13 protein-coding genes are annotated in these 16,785 nt (G+C 67.4%); 8 read left to right on the forward strand and 5 right to left on the reverse strand.

Annotated elements, in window-relative coordinates:
• Nucleotides 1-48 precede the first annotated feature (48 nt).
• The 4 genes from TSH64_RS24735 (at nt 49) to TSH64_RS24750 (ending at nt 7,132) form a co-directional block, all read left to right on the forward strand.
• The gene (locus TSH64_RS24735; RefSeq protein ID WP_109449099.1) at nt 49-1,362 is read left to right on the forward strand and encodes a glycosyltransferase family 4 protein; all 1,314 of its coding nucleotides are present in this window, start codon (nt 49-51) and stop codon (nt 1,360-1,362) included.
• A 192-nt stretch (nt 1,363-1,554) separates the two neighbouring features.
• Nucleotides 1,555-2,742, forward strand: a complete 1,188-nt coding sequence (locus TSH64_RS24740; RefSeq protein WP_109449100.1) for a polysaccharide pyruvyl transferase family protein — start codon at nt 1,555-1,557, stop codon at nt 2,740-2,742.
• A gap of 57 nt (nt 2,743-2,799) precedes the next feature.
• Entirely contained in the window at nt 2,800-3,594 is a 795-nt protein-coding gene (locus TSH64_RS24745) for a hypothetical protein (RefSeq protein ID WP_109449101.1), read from the forward strand.
• A gap of 124 nt (nt 3,595-3,718) precedes the next feature.
• Nucleotides 3,719-7,132 carry a DEAD/DEAH box helicase gene (locus TSH64_RS24750; protein WP_109449102.1) on the forward strand — a complete coding sequence of 1,138 codons (3,414 nt, stop codon included), beginning with the start codon at nt 3,719-3,721 and terminating at the stop codon, nt 7,130-7,132.
• A gap of 6 nt (nt 7,133-7,138) precedes the next feature.
• Here TSH64_RS24750 and TSH64_RS24755 read toward each other — a convergent pair whose 3' ends face one another.
• From TSH64_RS24755 to TSH64_RS35415, 3 genes are all read right to left on the reverse strand, one after another.
• Nucleotides 7,139-8,362, reverse strand: a complete 1,224-nt coding sequence (locus tag TSH64_RS24755) for a glycosyltransferase (RefSeq protein WP_109449104.1) — start codon at nt 8,360-8,362, stop codon at nt 7,139-7,141.
• Nucleotides 8,363-8,366: 4 nt separating this feature from the next.
• The gene (locus TSH64_RS24760) at nt 8,367-9,926 is read right to left on the reverse strand and encodes a glycosyltransferase (protein ID WP_109449106.1); all 1,560 of its coding nucleotides are present in this window, start codon (nt 9,924-9,926) and stop codon (nt 8,367-8,369) included.
• 202 nt (nt 9,927-10,128) lie between these two features.
• A complete protein-coding gene (locus TSH64_RS35415; RefSeq protein WP_146208065.1) occupies nt 10,129-10,344 on the reverse strand; it encodes a hypothetical protein in 216 nt (71 codons plus the stop codon).
• A 252-nt stretch (nt 10,345-10,596) separates the two neighbouring features.
• Here TSH64_RS35415 and TSH64_RS24765 point away from each other — a divergent pair, with 252 nt between their 5' ends.
• Genes TSH64_RS24765 through TSH64_RS24780 form a run of 4 tightly spaced genes read left to right on the forward strand, consistent with a single transcriptional unit; the run spans nt 10,597 to nt 14,456 of the window.
• Nucleotides 10,597-11,604: a sulfate ABC transporter substrate-binding protein gene (locus tag TSH64_RS24765; protein ID WP_109449108.1), complete on the forward strand. Its 1,008-nt coding sequence runs from the start codon at nt 10,597-10,599 to the stop codon at nt 11,602-11,604.
• Between the two features lie 3 nt (nt 11,605-11,607).
• Nucleotides 11,608-12,510, forward strand: coding sequence for a sulfate ABC transporter permease subunit CysT (cysT, locus tag TSH64_RS24770; protein ID WP_109449110.1), 903 nt, complete (start codon nt 11,608-11,610; stop codon nt 12,508-12,510).
• The gene (gene cysW, locus TSH64_RS24775) at nt 12,500-13,387 is read left to right on the forward strand and encodes a sulfate ABC transporter permease subunit CysW (RefSeq protein ID WP_109449112.1); all 888 of its coding nucleotides are present in this window, start codon (nt 12,500-12,502) and stop codon (nt 13,385-13,387) included. Before cysT ends, cysW begins: the two co-directional genes overlap by 11 nt.
• 31 nt (nt 13,388-13,418) lie before the next feature.
• Nucleotides 13,419-14,456, forward strand: a complete 1,038-nt coding sequence (locus tag TSH64_RS24780; RefSeq protein WP_098737749.1) for a sulfate ABC transporter ATP-binding protein — start codon at nt 13,419-13,421, stop codon at nt 14,454-14,456.
• Between the two features lie 6 nt (nt 14,457-14,462).
• On the opposite strand, the gene TSH64_RS24785 is transcribed toward TSH64_RS24780, so the two are convergent.
• Together TSH64_RS24785 and TSH64_RS36120 are read right to left on the reverse strand one after the other, a co-directional pair.
• On the reverse strand, nt 14,463-16,160 hold the full coding sequence (locus TSH64_RS24785; protein WP_109449114.1) for a monovalent cation:proton antiporter-2 (CPA2) family protein: 1,698 nt from the start codon (nt 16,158-16,160) through the stop codon (nt 14,463-14,465).
• Nucleotides 16,161-16,583: 423 nt separating this feature from the next.
• A partial coding sequence (locus tag TSH64_RS36120) for a hypothetical protein (protein ID WP_211099167.1) occupies nt 16,584-16,785 on the reverse strand: 202 nt, incomplete at its 5' end.

Genomic DNA, 16,785 nt, shown 5'->3' on the forward strand with positions numbered 1-16,785 from the left:
GCCTCCACCCGGTTTTCACCCCCTCCGCTTAGGACAGACGGTCACCCGATGAGCAAGACCAAGCGCGCGCTGATCATCAGCCATGGGCACCCCTCCTTCTCGCTGGGCGGGGGTGAGGTAGCCTCCTACAACCTGCACAACGGCCTGCACGACCTGCCGGGCTGGGAAAGCCATTATCTGGCCCGCGTGGCACCGCCCATCGCCCAGCACCGCGGCTCCGCCCTGATGGCGCTTCGCCAGAAGGAGCGGGAGGTGCTGTACTACGCCAACGACTACGACCATTTCCGCCTGTCCAACCGCAACCTGCCGGGGCTGGAGAAGGACTTCGTCCGCTATGTCCGCGACCTGCAGCCGGACGTGGTGAACTTCCACCATTTCCTGGGGCTGGGAATCGAGACGATCCAGGCGGTGCGCCAGGCCCTGCCGCGCGTTCCCATCGTGGTGACGCTGCATGAATACCTGTCGATCTGCCATCACCACGGACAGATGGTGAAAACCAGCCGCAACGCGCTGTGCTACCGCTCCAGCCCGGCCGACTGCGCCGGCTGCTTCCCGCACATCGGCGAGGCGGAGTTCTTCAAGCGCGAGCTGTTCTTGAAGACCTTCCTGGAACAGGCGGACTTCTACATCAGCCCGTCGAACTTCCTGATCGACCGCTATGTCGACTGGGGGCTGCCGCGCGAGAAGTTCCGCATGATCGAGAACGGCCTGACCATCGAGGGCATCGCCCCGCCGCGCCCGGTCAACCGCGGCGGCAAGCGCAACCGCTTCGCCTTCTTCGGCCAGCTGACCGAGTTCAAGGGTGCGCACCTGCTGGTGGAGGCGGTGTCGCGCCTCTCCGACAAGGCCTGGGGCGAGGACGGCGCGCTGATGATCTTCGGCGGCAATCTGGAGCGCCAGCCGGAGGCCTATCAGAAGCGCTTCAACGACGCGGTGGAGAAGGCCGGCGACCGGGTGCGCTTCTACGGCAGCTATCGCTCGGCTGAACTGCCGGGCCTGATGAAGGACGTCGACTGGATGATCATTCCGTCGATCTGGTGGGAGAATTCCCCCGTCGTCATTCAGGAGGCCTTCCTGCATGGCCGCCCGATCATCGCCAGCAACATCGGTGGCATGGCGGAAAAGGTGACCCACGGCGTCGACGGCCTGCATTTCCGCAACGGCAGTGTCGAGGATCTGGTGGACCGCATGACGGAGGCGCTGACCACGCCCGACCTGTGGGACCGCCTGCGCCTGCGTATCCGCCGGCCCATCGACCGCGCCGAGTGCGCCCGCCAGCATTCGGAGGTGTTCGACGCCCTGCTCGCCGCCGGCGGTGCCGCACCCTCCATGCCGGAACGGGCAGTGGCCCAGCGGTCTTGAGAAAAACGAGATGTGCTGTGATATTTTCGGAAGTATGGAATAATTCTCTCCGATATCCTCTGAATAAATTGCTAGTATTGGAATGAAAGTCACGAGGCCTTCCAGAAAAGGTCTGTGCGCCAATTTGAATTATCCCGGCATTAGTCCGGGTGCTATCCATCCCTATTGACGCCAAACCCGGGGAGATCCGCTGTGGCTAACATTCTCGTCATGATTCCGTCGGGCGAAGTCTATGATCACGACTGCGTGCGTTGGTACAGTTATCAGGACATTCAGCGCAGCATCGACCACTACCACAACATCGGCGATGCCTTCGTCTTCGACTCCTCGTTGAAGCTGCTGACCTACGACAAGCTGGATGTGCTGGAGATTCGCGAGTTCCGCCAGGAGGTGGTCGACCGGATCAACGCCGAATACGACTATGTCTTCCTGCGCGGCAGCAACTACATCCACGATTCAATGGACTGGCCGGCGGCGACCATCCAGGTGCTGGCCAAGCTGCGCATCCCCGTCATCGGCTTCGGCGTCGGCGCTCAGGCGCCGGCCACCGGCAAGCTGACGCTGACCGAGGAAAGCAAACGCATCTGGCGGATGATCGCCGACAAATCGACGACGCTCGGCGTGCGCGGCACCTACACCGCGGAAGTGCTGTGGGACCTCGGCATCAAGAACACCCGCATCGTCGGCTGCCCGACCGCTTTCCGCAACCGCGATCCGGAGCTGCGCATCGACCTTCCGGCTCTCGACAGCGTGCGCAATGTCGGCATCACCATGCGCCGTGAGGTCTCCAAGCATTATTCTCCGGACGTGCGCAAGTATCTGGAGCGCCACCGCGACTTCGTGAAGGACATCTCCCGCCGCTTCGACACCGTGCTGATGATGCAGGGCGAGGTCGAGGAGAAGAAGCTGCTGTGGGGCAGCGAGGAGCAGAAGGCGGCAGCCTGGGCCCACCTGCATGACAGCGCCTGGCTGAAGCAGTGGTATTTCGACGACGAGATGGATTCGCTGTACCGCGAGCGGCTGTGGTATTCGGATGTCGTCGCCGATTACGAGACCCTCGTGCGGTCGAAGGATCTCGTGCTGGGCTACCGCCTGCACGGCAACCTGATGGCCCTGTCGAACGCCACCCCGTCGGTTTACTTCAGCTATGACAGCCGCACGGCGGAGTTCGCGGAGACCTTCGCGATCCCCTGCTACAATGTCTATTCGGACAAGCCCTTCGTCCTTGAGGAATATTGGGACCAGAGCCTGTTCGAGAAGTTCAACCGCACCTACTACCAGCGCTATCGCGACATGCGGGAGTTCCTGGACGAGAACTACGTCCCCCACCGCATGCCCAGCCACACCCTGCGTCGCACCGCGGAACGCAAGGCGGCGTAAGCGCAAGCGCACCTTTCCAAGCCCGACAATCGTCCAGAACAACCGGAAACCGGTCCCATGTCCGCCACTGCCAAGATCGTCGAGCTTCGCGACTCCACCCCTGTGGCCGATCCCCTCGACGCACGCCAAGCGGCGGCCATCGTCGGTCATATCGACGCCCTGCAGGGGGGCCGTGTCTTCGGTTGGGCCTGGGACGGCAACCATCCGGCCGACCGGCTGGAGATCGAGTTGCGGCTGGAGCGGGACGGCGGTCCGCCCGAAACGCTGGCACGGGTGGCGGCCGACCGTCCGCGGCCCGATCTGGCCGGCGGCGGCATCGGCGACGGCTCCCATGCCTTCGAGGCGGAGGTGATCCTGCCGGAGGGGGCGGACCCGTCGCGGGTGGTGGCGGTGGTTAGGTCGCCCTCCACCGGCGAGACGTCGACCTTCGCCCAGCCGAACCCGGAGGACCAGCGGCTCGACCGGCTGCTGGGTCCGCATCTGAATCGCATCGGCGAGCGGATCGACGCTCTGCGCCGCGACCAGCGCCAGCTTGCCGCCGCCCAGCAGACCATCGGCCGGCTGCTGCGCGATGCGGGCGAGGGGGTGACGGCGCTGCGGGCCGACACCGCCCGCTTGGAAACATCCGATGGCGAGCGTTCCGAAGCCCTGGCCGAGTCCCTGCGCGAATTGTCCGAACGTGTCGGCGGGCTGGAGGTTTTCCTGATGCGGATGGACCAGAGCCTGCGCGGACTGGACAGCGCGTCGGCGGAAAAGACCGGCGGGGCAGGGTGGTCGCCGCTGCTGACCGTGCTGGGGTCGACGGCGGGCGCCTTCCTGGCGGTTCTGGTCGGTTGGCTGGTGCTCCACTGATCGGGAAGGTTCCGCTAGACTGAAGGGTAGGCAACCGCGGGGGACCCGGCGGTGTTTATCCTTCGCGGCCCCGACGACCCTCCCATCGGGGGCCGTGCGGTGCGATAGAGCGGAGCCTGCCCACATGCTTGACGGATTTCCCGTCGCCGAACCCGCCCCCGATGCGCCGTTTCCGGTCCCGGCATCGTCTCCTGCCAGCTTATCCGTCGGCAGCGAAGGCGAACTGGCCGTCCGGCTTGCGGCCCTCGCCCGGAGGCCCGGCGGTGTCCTGCTGCTTGCCCGCAGCGACGCGCGCGCCACCCGGCTGGCGCGGCTGGTGGGCGACCTTTTCCCCGACCTCGACACCATTCTGCTGCCCATCGACGAGACAGCGGCCGGCGACCGTGCCGCCCCGTCGCGTGCCGTGCTGGGCCGCCGCGCCGCCGGGTTGATGCGGCTTGCCGAAGGGGGAGAGCCGGCCGGTGGGCGGCTGGTGGTGGCCTCGGCCGATCTGGCCTTGCAGAGGTTGCCGCCGCCGCAGGCCTGGGCGGGCGGGCATTTCCGCCTGACCCGCGGCATGACCTATGACGAGGCCGCTTGGCGCGGCTGGTTCGCCCGCAACGGCTATGTGATGGACGACCGGGTCGACGAGCCCGGCGAGGTGGCGATCCGCGGTGCGGTGGTGGAAGTCTTCCCCGGCCACTGCGACCGCCCGGTCCGCTGCGACATCGCCGACGGGGTGGTCCGCGACCTGCGCCTCTACGATCCGGTGTCCCAACGCTCCGTGGACTCGATCGACGAGCTTGCGCTGGGGCCGGTCACCGACCTGATCGTCGGGCCGGAGATGCTCGACCGGCTGGCCGCCGGTCTTGCCGGATTGGGATCCGCCCTGCCGGAGGGGCTGCGGCGGGAGTTGGAGGAAGGCCGCCGGCCCTATGCCTTCGACCTCCAGCTTCCCAATGTCTACGACGATTGCCCGTTGCTGCTGGACCTGCTGCCGGAGGCGCTGGTCGTGCTCGATGCCGGTGCGCGCGACCGCATCGAGGCACGGGCCGACGATCTGGCCGAGGCCGGAATCGACAGGCGGATCCGGCGCGACGACCCGTGTCTGCTGCCGGTCCCGCCGTTGGAGCGCCGGCTGATCGACGCCGACGCGCTGGAAGCAAAACTGGTCGCCCGGACTGTGCTGCCGGTGGAGGTCACTGCCGGTTCCGCCATGGAAGTGGTACGCACCGAGCGCACGCTGCTGCGCCGGGCGGCGGGTATGATCGGGGAGGGCCGGGCCGTGCTGCTCGCCGCCCGATCCGGTGCGGGCGAGGCCGACCGGCTGGCCGAGCGGATGTCTTCGGCATTGGGGCGTCCGGTGCCCCGGCTGGCCCGCTGGCCCGAGCCGCCGCTGGCGGCGGGGGACTGCGCCGTGCTGGCGTTGCGGACCGCCGATGGCTTCACCTGCGACGGCATGACCGTGCTGGTCGCTCCCCGCCATGCCGAGGAGCGCGGCGGCGAGGCGCAGGTCCGGCCACCGCTGGCCCCGTCCGAACTGTCGACCGGCGACTTCGTCGTGCATCTCGACTATGGCATCGGCCGGCTGATCGGGCTGGAGTCCATCGCCTCCGGCGACGGCGAGGAGTCCACCGCCGATTTCCTGGTGCTGGACTATGCCCATGACGACCGGCTGCTGGTGCCGACCGCCGATTTCGACCGGCTGTGGCGCCACGGCTCGGCCGACACCGGCGCAAAGCTCGACAGCCTGAAGAACGCCCATTGGCTGGAGCGCCGCGCCGTGCTGGAGGCGGAGATCGGCGAGACCGCCAAGGGCATCCTGCGCGAAGCCCGTCGCCGCGCGCGGGAGACGGCACCGGTCATCGACCCGCCGGCCGACCGCATGCGCCGCTTCGGCGCCCGGTTCGGCTTCGACCCGACCGAGGGGCAGCGCCGCTCCATCCAGGCTGTGCTCGACGCCATGCGCCGGGGCCAGCCGATGGACCATCTGGTCTGCGCCGACGTCGGCTATGGCAAGACCGAAGTGGCGTTGCGCGCTGCCGCCGCGGTGGCCTTCGCCGGCCATCAGGTCGCGGTGATGGCGCCGACTTCCGTCCTCGCCCGCCAGCATCTGGAGGTGTTCCGCCGCCGCTTCGCCGGCTTCGGCATAAGGCTGGAGCCACTGACCGGCGCCATGACCAAGGCCGAGAGCGACCGCGTGCGTGCCGGGCTGGCCGACGGGTCGGTCGACATCGTCATCGGCACCCATGCCCTCTTGTCCAAGGAAGTCCGCTTCCAGCGCCTCGGCCTGATGGTGGTGGATGAGGAGCAGCGCTTCGGCGCCACGCAGAAGCAGGCGTTGAAGCGGCGCATCAAGGGCGTCCACAGCTTGGCGCTCAGCGCAACCCCGATTCCGCGCACCTTGCAGGGTGCCCTTGCGGGTCTGCGCGGCCTCAGCATCATCGATACGCCGCCGGCCCGCCGCCGGCCGGTGCGGACCGCCGTCACGCCCCGCGACCCGACCACCGCCCGTGCCGCCCTGCTGCGTGAGCTGGGACGCGGCGGACAGGTCTTCTGCGTCACCCCGCGCATCGCCGACCTCGGCGAGCTGGAGGCGTGGATCCGCGGGCTCGTCCCATCGGCCCGCATCGCCGTGGCGCATGGCCGGCTGGGGGCGGCGGCGCTGGACGATGCGGTGATGGGCTTCGTCGACGGCGAGAGCGACATCCTGCTGGCGACGCCGATCATCGAATCCGGCATCGACATCCCGCGTGCCAACACGCTGCTGCTGTTCCGCCCCGACCTGTTCGGGCTGGGCCAACTGCACCAGCTGCGCGGCCGGGTCGGGCGCGGGGCGGTGCAGGGCTATGCCTATCTGCTGACCGACCCCGACCACCCGCTGGAGGAGCGGGCGGCGCGCCGGCTCGGCTCGTTGGAAGTGATCGAAAGCCTGGGCGGCGGCTTCGTGCTGAGCATGCTCGACCTCGACCAGCGCGGAGCCGGTGACCTGCTGGGCGAGGATCAGAGCGGCCATCTGCGTGCGGTGGGGACCGAACTCTACCAGCGCATCCTGGCCGACGCCCTGCGGGCACTGCGCCGCCAGCCCGATGCGCGCTGGGATCCGGAGGTGACGGTCGCTGTGCCGCACTGCATCCCGTCGGCCTACATCCCGGAGGAGGAGCTGCGCATCGGCCTGCACCGCCGCATCGCCCGCACCCGCGAGGCGGGCGAACTGGACGCCCTGCGCGAGGAGATGGAGGATCGCTTCGGCCCGCTGCCGGACCCGGTGGAGCGGCTGCTGGCCATCGCCGGGCTGCGCTGCCGCTGCCGGACACTGGGCATCGCCTCGCTCGGCTGCGGCCCGGCAGGCGTGGCGGTCACCCTGCGGGGCGAGCGGGCCGCGGCCAGGGCGGCGACGCTTGCGAAGCGCTCGAAGGGCGTCCTGCGGGCGCAGGACGACCGCCTGTCGGCAGCGCTGGAGGCGCCGGATGCCGAAAGCCGGCTGGCGAACGCGTCCCGCGTGCTCGACTGCATCGAGGCGATCGTCCGCAAGGCACAGCGGCGAAAGCGGGAATAACCCCCTTCAGCGACAGGCGTGCCCGATGACCCGCGGCAGGATGGCGGTCAGCGCCAGGGCGTCGAAGCAATGCTCCAGATGCGCCGACCGCAACCTTGCGCGGCGGTCGGCGTCCCCGGACAGAGCCGAGAGAAGGCTGACGGCGTCGTCCTCGCCCGCGAAGGTCAACCCGTCCTCATTCGGCCCGAAAAGCCGGTCGGTGTCGGCATGGCGCCAGCTGACCAGCAGCCCGTTGCGTTTGACGATCTCCAGCGTTCTGGGAAAAATCGCCGTGTCGAAGGCGAGGCTGCCGAAATCCAGGCAGGCCGCCGCGTCGGGATAGGCGTTGCGCGGTGCCGGCGAGACTGGACCTGCCTTGAGGCCGAACCGCTCCCATCCATTGCCCCACAGCGAGAACCCCTCGCCCAGGCCGCGGCGCAGGGCGGTGGCGAAGCGGCGGCGGTTCTCCACCGCGAAGGCGATGGTGAAGGCGCGGTTGAAGTCCAGTGTCCAGGCCGGGTCCGCCGAGCGGTCGGCCAGCCCGCAACCGTCCATGGCCTGCACCCGATGGAGTGCCGGCTGTTCCGTCATCGCCGCCGCCACCGCTTCCGCATCGCGTTGGATCGACGCTGCCACTGGCTCACGCCCGGCTTCCAGATGCTCCGGCCAGCCCTGTCCCAGATAGAGGACGCGGTCCCGCACCGACGATTCCGAATCGGCATCGGACTGTCCCTTCATCGCCGCATAGGGGTGACGGTGCAGTCCAGGCGTGTCCGGCGCCATCCAACGCTTGTACAGATCGACCGACCCGTCCGCTGCCGGGGCGGTGCAAATCCAGCGATGGACGCCCAGGGGCTCGTGGAAGACCCGGCTCAGCCCAAGCCGGACGGCTTGCTCGGCCGATCCCCGGCACATGCACCACATGGAAATGCCGTTCTCGGCCATCCAACGGTCGGCATCGCGGATCTGTTCGGCATTGACGGCGCCGATCTCCTCCAGCGGGTGTTTCAGGCACACATGCACGATGGCCGGCGCAGTGCCGAACTGCGCGATGTAGCCACGCAGCATCTCCACGGTCGGCCTGGGGATCTCGAACAAATTCAGCACGAACAGGGCATCGATGCGGCGGTCGATCACATCCTGTGAGATGTCGGGCAGCGCCAGCACCGACTCATGACCCAGATCGACCAGAGCCGCCTGGATCGACCACAGAATTTCCGAGGTGCCCTGTCCGCACAGCAGGAAGCGCATGCCGCTATCTCCGCTTATCGAACAGGCTGACCGCCTCGGCCATATAGGCGGAAAGCTGCGCGAAGTCGGCGCCCTCCCGCTCGACCACCTCAATGCGGGTACGGGCTTCCTGCCGCGTCTCGGCCAGCAGCGCCGGATCGCCCGCCAGGGCGACGGCGCGGGCGACGAAAGCGTTGTCGTCGGCGACCACGAAGGACGGTCCGGCCACGCTGGCGACGTCACCGACCTCGAAGGACAGCACCGGCACACCGCCGGCCATCGCCTGGGCCGCTCCCGCCCCCCCACCGGCACGGCGCGGGTTCACGAACAGGTCGCAGACCGACATCAGCGCTTCCATGCGGTCGACATGGCCCAGGCTGTGCAGCCGTCCGGCGTGGCGGTCGGTTGCAAGCCGTCCGGGCAGGCTTTCCACCCCGCCGGCGAACAGCACCAGCGCTTGCGGGATCGCATCCAGGATCCGGCCCAGCAGATCGAGGAACCCGCCGCCCGTCTCCGCATCCAGGCGGTTGCCGACGACGACGCAGACGAAATCGCCCTCCTGCAAGGCGAACTCCGCCCGTGCCGCCGTCTCCCCGGTGTGGCGCAGCGACAGGCCGAAGCGGGCTGGGCGCCAGGATTTTGCCAGCCTTCCGCCTTCCGGCGGTCGCGCATGGCCGCCGAAATCCAGCACGATGTCGGCGAGCGACATGGTCTGCCCGCTGGTGGTCGGGACGCACATGACCGGATACGCGCTTCCCAGCAGGTCGGCGACCATCACCGAACCGCCGAACGCGATCACCAGATCGGGGTCGAAGCTTTCCACCGCCGACAGGAAGCCGGACAGCTTGTCGGCTGTGACGCCCGGAACGGTAGAAGACAGCATGCGGATCCGCTCGCCGCCGCAGCGGATCGTCTGCTCTCCCGACAGCCTGTCTTCGACCGCTGCGGCGAAGGGCGGGACGAAGGCACTGTAATAGCGGTCCGGCATCATGTTGGTGTTGAGCACCAGCACCGTCCGGCCCAGGTCACGTTGCAGCCGCACCGCCAGCAGCAGCAGGTCGCGCGATGGCTGGTGTTCGGCGGACAGGAACTGGCTGGTCACGATGACCACCCGTCCGGTATCGGGCATGCCCGCCGGCCGTCCGACCGGAACCAGCTCCAGCCGCACCGCAACCTGCCGCAGGAGCCGTTCGTAGAAGGGAAAGAGGTGTCCGGCGACGAAATCGGGCACCGAGCCCAAATCCATCCGCATCAGGAACAGCTGGCGCTGCATCGACCAGAAGATCTGGTTGATGCCGTCCAGCGATGCCAGATCCAGCACAGTGTCCAGCATCTGTAGAATATGCAGGTAACGGTGCAGATCGCCGGAGACAGAGGCCAGTGCCGATTCGCGCAGGATGGGATCCAGGCCGGCGGTCGCACTGTCCAGCCTTTCCATTGCCGTCGCATCCTGCCCCAACCCTGCGGCCCTGGCGGACTCGCAGCTGTCGGAGATCGCCTTCAACGCCTCGCCGGTTCCGGCCGGACCGCACAGGCGGGCAATCAGGTCGGTCAGTTCCGTGCCATGTAAATCGGAGGCTTGCATCGTTGGAAAAGTCCCGGCTGGCGCAGCGGCCACCGGCGGCGCCTCGACGGGGCGGGGTTGTGCCGGCATCCGTTTCCACCGATAGGTGCGATGCCGACAGCTGTCAATGCACTCGCTCCGCGGCACGGTCGCCATGTCGGTTGCCAGGCCGGTCGCCACATGCCGCCCCGGATCGGGAACGGCACGTGGCACCCGGCTGCCGTTACCAAGTTGGGAAGAACAGCAGCAGCAGGGAGAGAGCCGCGAGGATGCCAAGAATGGTCCACATGGCGGGGCGTCCCATGCCCCGCGAGGTGCCGGCCTTCGGGAGTTCGGTGCCCACATTCCGGGAAGGGCCAGCCATTGCGTTTGCTCCTGACAGTGTCGATCTGTCGGTAATCAACAAGGCAAGGCCGGTAAAGTTGCCGCTTCCGGTCATGCCCCCCCCCCATCTGCCCCGATACGGCGCGGGCTTGGCGCCAAGAGGCGGTACGGATTTTCCGAAAGCGTTTTTTGCTTTACCGCCAATGGGTTGATTGCGTCTCGCGGATTTCCCGCGGGAATCGGCGAAAAAACCACTTCCCAAGCGCGTCAGCCATCGGCAAACTCTACACAAGAAATAGAAAAGTTGCCGCGGGTACCACGAAAAATTCCCGTGCAATTCAGGAGCCACCGAAGGAGACCCCCTGTCATGTCGCTTCGCCGCCTGACTCTTCTCGCCGCCGGTCTGACCATGGCCTGGCTGGGTGTGGCCGCCGCCGATTCCAAGGACACGCTGCTGAACGTGTCCTACGATCCCACCCGGGAATTCTATGTTGAGTTCAACAAGGCGTTTGCCAAGAAGTGGGAAGCCGAAACCGGCCGTGCCCTGACCGTGCGCCAGTCGCACGGCGGCTCCGGCAAGCAGGCGCGCTCGGTGATCGACGGGCTGGATGCCGACATCGTGACCCTGGCGCTGGGCTACGACATCGACGCCATCGCCGATACCGGGCTGCTGCCGAAGGACTGGCAGAGCCGCCTGCCGAACAACAGCTCCCCCTACACCTCGACCATCGTCTTCCTGGTGAAGAAGGGCAATCCGAAGGGGATCAAGGACTGGAACGATCTGGTGAAGCCGGGCGTCCAGGTCATCACCCCGAACCCGAAGACGTCGGGCGGCGCGCGCTGGAACTATCTGGCCGCCTGGGCCTACGCCCTCCAGGCGAATGGCGGTGACGAGGGCAAGGCCAAGGAATTCGTGGCGCAGTTGCTGAAGAACGTTCCCGTGCTGGACAGCGGCGCCCGCGGCGCCACCGTGACCTTCACCCAGCGCGAGATCGGCGACGTGTTGCTGGCCTGGGAGAACGAGGCCTACCTGTCCCTGCAGGAATTCGGCGCCGACAAGTTCGAGATCGTGGTTCCCAGCCTGTCGATCCTGGCCGAGCCGCCGGTCGCCGTCGTCGACAAGGTCGTCGACCGCAAGGGAACCCGCAAGGTGGCGGAGGCTTATCTCCAGTTCCTCTATACCCGCGAAGGGCAGGAGATCGCCGCCAAGAACTTCTACCGTCCCCGTCTCCCGGAACTGGCGAGCCAGTATGCGGGACGCTTCGCCGATGTTAAGCTGGTCACCATCGACCAATTCGGGGGCTGGCGTGCCGCACAGGAGAAGCATTTCTCGGACGGTGGTGTCTTCGACCAGATCTTCCAGAAGGGGCGTTGACCTATGGTCGCCGCTGCCGACAGCGACGGCGCTCTGGCAGGAAAGGGGGGTGCGGTGACGGTCCGCGCCCCCGTTCCTCTCTTCCGGAAGCCCAGCGTTCTCCCCGGTTTCGGGCTGACGCTGGGCTTCACGCTCAGCTATCTCGGCTTCATCGTGCTGGTCCCGCTGGCCGCCCTGATCTTCAGGTCCAGCGGGCTCGGCTGGAGCGGGTTCTGGTCGGCGGTGACGACGCCCCGGGTTCTCGCCGCCTTCGAGGTCAGCTTCGGGCTGTCCTTCGCCGCGGCGCTGACCAACGCGATCTTCGGCTTCCTCGTCGCGTGGGTGCTGGTCCGCTACGACTTCCCCGGCAAGCGGCTGGTGGATGCGCTGGTCGATCTGCCTTTCGCCCTGCCGACGGCGGTGGCCGGCATCGCGCTGAGTGCGCTCTATGCCCCGAACGGCTGGCTGGGGAAGCCGCTGAACGAGCTGTTCGGCATGAAGGTCGCCTTCACGCCGCTCGGCATCGCCATCGCGCTGACCTTCATCGGTCTTCCCTTCGTCGTCCGCACGGTGCAGCCGATCCTGCAGGATCTGCCGGCGGAGGAGGAGGAGGCCGCGGCCTCGCTGGGCGCCTCGCGATTCCAAACCTTCCGCAGCGTCATCCTGCCGGCCATCCTGCCGGCGCTGGTCACCGGCTTCGCCCTGTCCTTCGCCCGTGGGGTCGGTGAATACGGCTCGGTCATCTTCATCGCCGGCAACATGCCGGGCCTGACGGAGATCCTGCCGCTGCTGATCGTCATCAAGCTGGAGCAGTACGACTACGCCGGCGCCGCCGCGGTCGGTACGGCGATGCTGGGGGTGTCCTTCGTCATGCTCCTGATCCTCAACCTCCTTCAGCAGTGGATGAGGTCGCGCCATGCCCGCTGACACCAGCATAACCGCCCCGGTATCCATCCCGGTGCCGCCGGGGCGATCCGCGCTGACCGAACCCACCTGGGTCCGGGCGCTCCTGATCGTCGGAGCCCTGCTGTTCCTGGCGCTGTTCCTGCTGCTTCCCCTGGTGGCGGTGTTCGCCGAGGCCCTGCGCCGCGGCTTCGGTGCTTATTGGCTGGCACTGACCGAACCGGATGCGGTTGCCGCGATCAAGCTGACGCTGATCGTCGCCGCCGTTTCGGTGCCGGCCAACCTGCTGTTCGGCGTTGTCGCCTCCTGGTGCGTCGCGAAGTTCGACTTCCGCGGCAAGAATCTGCTGATCACGCTGATCGACCTGCCTTTCTCGGTGTCGCCGGTGATATCCGGGCTGATCTACGTCCTGCTGTTCGGCATGAACGGGTTTTTCGGCTCCTACCTGCGCGACATGGGCGTTCAGATCATCTTCGCCGTGCCTGGACTGGTGCTCGCCACCATCTTCGTCACCTTCCCCTTCGTGGCGCGCGAACTGATCCCGCTGATGCAGGAACAGGGCTCCGACGAGGAGGAGGCGGCGCTGGTGCTGGGCGCGTCCGGCTGGCAGACCTTCTGGCGGGTGACGATTCCCAACATCAAATGGGGCCTGCTCTACGGTGTGCTGCTGTGCAACGCCCGCGCGATGGGCGAGTTCGGCGCCGTGTCGGTCGTCTCCGGCCATGTCCGCGGCGAGACCAACACGATGCCGCTGCATGTCGAGATTCTCTATAACGAATACAATTTCGTCGCCGCCTTCGCGGTCGCCTCGCTCCTGGCCATGCTGGCCCTGGTCACGCTGGTCGTGAAGACCGCGCTGGAGTGGCGCTTCGGGGACGAGCTGGCGGCGTCCCGGCACTGATCGCCGGGCTCTGGAGAGGAAAACGGGACCAATGGCGATCCAGGTTTCAGGCATCACCAAGCGCTTCAACGACTTCACCGCCCTCGATTCCGTCGATCTGGAGGTGAAGTCGGGGGAGCTTCTGGCCCTGCTCGGCCCCTCCGGCTCGGGCAAGACCACGCTGCTGCGCATCATGGCCGGGCTGGAAAGCCCCGACGGTGGCGGTCTGCTGCTGAACGGAGAGGAGGCGCTGGGGCTGAAGCCGCGCGACCGGCAGGTCGGCTTCGTCTTCCAGCATTACGCCCTGTTCCGTCACATGACGGTGTTCGACAACGTCGCCTTCGGCCTCAAGGTGCGGCCGCGCGGCGAGCGCCCCGGCTCCGCCGAAATCAAGCGGCGGGTGACCGAGCTGCTGGAACTGGTGCAGTTGTCGCCCTTCGCCGGGCGTTATCCGGCGCAGCTGTCAGGTGGCCAGCGGCAGCGCGTGGCGCTGGCCCGCGCCCTGGCCATCGAGCCGAAGGTGTTGCTGCTCGACGAACCCTTCGGCGCCCTCGACGCCAAGGTCCGCAAGGAGCTGCGGCGCTGGCTGCGCAAGCTGCATGACGACATCCACATCACCTCCGTCTTCGTCACCCACGACCAGGAGGAGGCGCTGGAACTGGCCGACCGCGTCGTTGTGATGAACCAGGGCCGGATCGAGCAGATCGGCACGCCGGCTGAGGTCTACGACCACCCGGCCTCCGCCTTCGTCTACGAGTTTCTCGGTCAGGTGAACCGGTTCGACTGCACGGTGGAGGGCGGCATCGCCCGTGTCGGCGACGGCGCCCTGGCGATCCCGACCCAGGGAGGCGTGCAGGGGCCGGCGGTCGCCTATGTCCGCCCGCACGATCTCGGGGTCACCCCGGCCTCGGCCGGTCCGGCGCGCATTTCCGGCATCCATGTCGTCGGGCCGGATGCCCGGATCGATATCGACCTCGCCGGCCTGTCGCTGGAGGCGGAGATGGACCGCGAACGCCTCGCCACGCTCGGCATCGCCGCCGGCGACCGCTGCGCGATCCACATCGACCGGGCGCGGGTGTTCGCCCGATAACGTCGCTCAGCTTGCCGACTGCTGATCGGCGAGAGTCCGGTAATTGCCGTCGCGGTGGGCCTTCAGGCTGAGGTCCACCGCCGCGGCCTCGACCCCGGCGCTCCGCAGCACCAGGCCGGCCAGTTGCAGGCTGGCCTCCATGGTTTCCGGTACGATGGCGCTGGCTCCCGCACCCGCCAGTGCAGCACTCTGGCCCAGATCGTGGGCACGGGCGATGATCGGCAGAGTGGGGGCCGTGGCATGGATTGCCTCCACCGCGCGGTGGGCGGCGTCCGGCCGGTTCAGCGTAATGACGGCGGCCCGCGCCCGTTCGATCCCGGCGGCGCGCAACACCGTGCCCTGGCTGGCGTCGCCGTAATAGACCGGCAGCCCATCATGGCGTGCGGCGGCAATGCGCTGCGGTTCCAGATCCAATGCCACATAGGCGATGTTGTGCTCGGTCAGCAGCTTGGCGACCGCCTTGCCGACACGGCCATAGCCGCAGATCAGCACATGGCTTTTCAGATCGCTGGTTTCGATGCCGAAGGCCTCGGCGCCCAGCCGTGCCTCGATCAACTGGGCAATGTGCTGGGCGACCGCCCCGATCGCCGGTGTCACCGCCATGCTGAGCGCCACCGAAGACGACAGCAGCAATCCGGTGTGGCCGTCCAGCACCGACAGGCCGACCGCCTTGCCGATCAGGACAAAGGCGAACTCGCCGCCCTGCGACAGCAGCAGCCCGATCCGGAGCGAGGTCGCCAGCCCCAGCCCCGACAGCCGGCAGAGCAGGAACAGCAGCAGGCTCTTGCCGACCAGCAAAGCGACGGTCAGCGCCGCGATGGTCTGCGCCTCCACCGCCATCGCCGGCAGATCGAGCGACATGCCGACGGTCATGAAGAACAGGCCGAGCAGCAGGCCGCGGAACGGCTCGATGTCCGCCTCGACCTGATGGCGGTAGGCGGTGTCGGCCAGCAGCATACCGGCGAGAAAGGCGCCCAGCGCCATCGACATGCCGGCTTCCGCCGTCAGCCAGCCGACCGCCAGCACCACGAACAGGTTGGTGGCGGTGAACAGCTCCGGATTGCCGGCCGAGGCGATGAAGCGATAGGCCGGCCGCACCACGAACCGGCCCAGCAGCATGATGCCGAGGATTGCGGCCACCGCCTTCACCGCGGCGAGCGCCAGGGCCAGCGGAATGCTGGCGTCGGGATCGGCCAGCAGCGGCAGCAGGGTCAGCAGCGGCACCACCGCCAGATCCTGGAAGATCAGCACGGCCACGGAAATGCGGCCGAAGCGGGCGACCGTCTCGCCACGCTCCACCAGCAGCTTCAACACCGTTGCGGTCGAGGAGAAGGCCAGCATGCCGCCGACGATCAGCGCCGCCTCGGGCGCCAAGCCGAGCCACCAGGCGGCGACGCCGATGGCGGCGCTGGTCAGCCCGACCTGCATCAGCCCCAGGCCGAAGATGTAATGCCTCATGGCGCGCAGGCGCGAGACCGGCAGTTCCAGCCCGATGGCGAACAGCAGGAAGACGACGCCGAATTCCGACAGCACCTGCGGCACCGCGAGATCGACCACTGGACCCGGCGTGTGCGGACCCAGCATCGCGCCGGCCACCAGATATCCGAGTACCGCGGGAATGCGCAGAACCTGGAACAGCGGCACCACCAGAATCGCGGCCAGCAGCAGGAACAGGACGTCGAACAGAAGGGCGGGGTCGTGCATGGCCGGATAGGAAGATTGGGGCAGGGGCGCCCCTGTATCGTCCCCCAGTTGCCTCTTCCGCAAGCGCGATGGCATCGGAAGGCGGCCATTTGCCGGCCGACAGCAGAGCTTTACGCCGCCACAGGCGGGGTAAGGCAAAATCGCTATGCGGGTGCATTTTGTCCTGGACGGGTCGCAAAGGGCTGCGTATATACCCGGCCCTCGACCGGCCGCGTCCTTCACGAGAGCGAAGACGCCAAGGAACGAGACCCCGATGGATTGGGGCAGTTGCGTTTCTTCTCATTGCTTCGCCGACGCTTCGGTGGAGCAGCCGAAAAAAAGGGCTTGACCCCTTCGGCTGAAAGAGATAGAAAAGTTGCCTGCCAGCGTGAGCCGACCGGTTTGCGCTCTTCCGATCTTAAAATGACGACGCATCAGGCCGGTTCACCGGATGATGGTTTGTCGTGATCGGGATGGATCTTGGACATTGTAGATCGTGAAGTCGAGAAGGGATGCGCAGGCGGCGGCAGTTGGTAGCCGTTGCGGCCTTGGGGTGTTGGTTCCCTGTTGGGGATCGGCACAATCGAGGATCGTCTGTGCATCTTTTGAGCAGAGAAACTGTATCAGTATCGACGTTTCAGGAGAT

Source organism: Azospirillum sp. TSH64, assembly GCF_003116035.1.
In the GTDB taxonomy this organism is placed as follows: Bacteria; Pseudomonadota; Alphaproteobacteria; order Azospirillales; family Azospirillaceae; genus Azospirillum.